This window comes from Streptomyces sp. NPDC017993 (assembly GCF_044328065.1).
GTDB lineage: Bacteria > Actinomycetota > Actinomycetes > Streptomycetales > Streptomycetaceae > Streptomyces.
On sequence record NZ_JBIRGO010000065.1, the window covers coordinates 1 to 1,371 of the forward strand.

The window sequence follows — 1,371 nt, forward strand, 5'->3', positions numbered from 1 at the left end:
TGAGCTGTTCCTTCTTCGGTAGTGGCAGCGTCGGGCGGTGGCTTGGTGGCGTCTGCGCCAGTGGGACCAGTTCAGAGCATGTATGGCTGGGCCGTTGCGGGGCTTGGGGTCGGGAAGGAGAACGTCCAAGAGTCGCCGGATCTCTGCCACGGTGAGTGGGACGGTGCTGGTGGTGTCGTTTCTGCGGCCCCCTTTTCGGCGGCTCGGGCCGCGAGGGCGGCGAGGAAGGCGTGGGCGAGCATGGCCAGCGTGATGTGCCGGTACCAACCCGGGTAGCGGCGGACCTCGTACTGGTCAAGGCCGCACTCGTTCTTGGCGGCCTGAAAGGCTTCCTCGATCGCCCAGCGGGATCCGGCGACCTGGACCAGATCCATGACCGTGGTGCCGTTGGGCGCGTAGACGACGTAGTAGGCGAACTCATCAGTCCTGGCCACGCTGCGGCGTGCCAGTATCCACCGCTGGTGCGTGGGCGTCTCGCCGTCGAAGACGTCGATGACCGGCAGGCGGGCGGCGGCCCAGTCGTAGACCCGCGGGCACTTCGCACCGTCTCCGCAGGAAATCCGCTGCCAGGCTTCTTCCGGTGCCTGGGCGATGGCGTCGTCGATACGTGCGAAGGGGGCATGGAGCTGCTGGGACTTCGGCACGGCTAGGACGTAGCCGATTCCGGCCTCTTCCAGAGTGCGGCGCATGCGCCATTCCTGCCCGTAGGCACAGTCGCCCGTCACCCAGGCGATCGGCAGGGGCGAGGCCAGCGCCCGCAGGATCATCGCCCGTGCCAGCTCACCCTTGGTCGCGAACCCCCGGTCCTCGGGAATGCCCACCGCCCGGCACCGGTCCGCATCGCCCGTCCAGGACTTCGGCAGATACAACTCCCGGTCCACCAGCGCCCGGCCCTTGGGCGAGGCATAGGCCGCGAACACTCCGATCTGGCAGTTCTCGGTGCGGCCGGCCGTGCCGGAGACCTGCCGCTGGACACCAGCCGAAGCCGTGCCCTTCTTGAGAAAGCCAGTGTCGTCCACGATCAGCACACCGTCCGGAGAACCGAGTTGCTCGGCGACATATTGCTGCACATCGTCCCGGAGAGCGTCGACATCCCAGGACGCACCATTGAGAAGATGCTGGAAGCCTGCAGGTCCACGGTGACCTGCATACTCGGCCAGCCGCCAGCCGTTCTTCCTCTCCACCGGCGCCAGCAAGCCCCGCACGTAGTCCCGCATCCGCCACCGCAGATCGACCCGCGAGAACCGACCCGCCACCCGCGCGAACACCGACTCCAGCTCGGCCGCCCACACACCGACCTCATCCACCCCCACCATGCCCAGAACAACGAAACCAACCAGCTCAGGCAACGATTTCTAACTGGAGTACTAG

The 1,371-nt window shown here is 66.9% G+C and carries 1 protein-coding gene; it reads right to left on the reverse strand.

Annotated elements, in window-relative coordinates:
• Window positions 1-71: 71 nt before the first annotated feature.
• The gene (locus ACH4FH_RS38890) at window positions 72-1,316 is read right to left on the reverse strand and encodes an IS701 family transposase (RefSeq protein WP_398560706.1); all 1,245 of its coding nucleotides are present in this window, start codon (window positions 1,314-1,316) and stop codon (window positions 72-74) included.
• Window positions 1,317-1,371 lie beyond the last annotated feature (55 nt).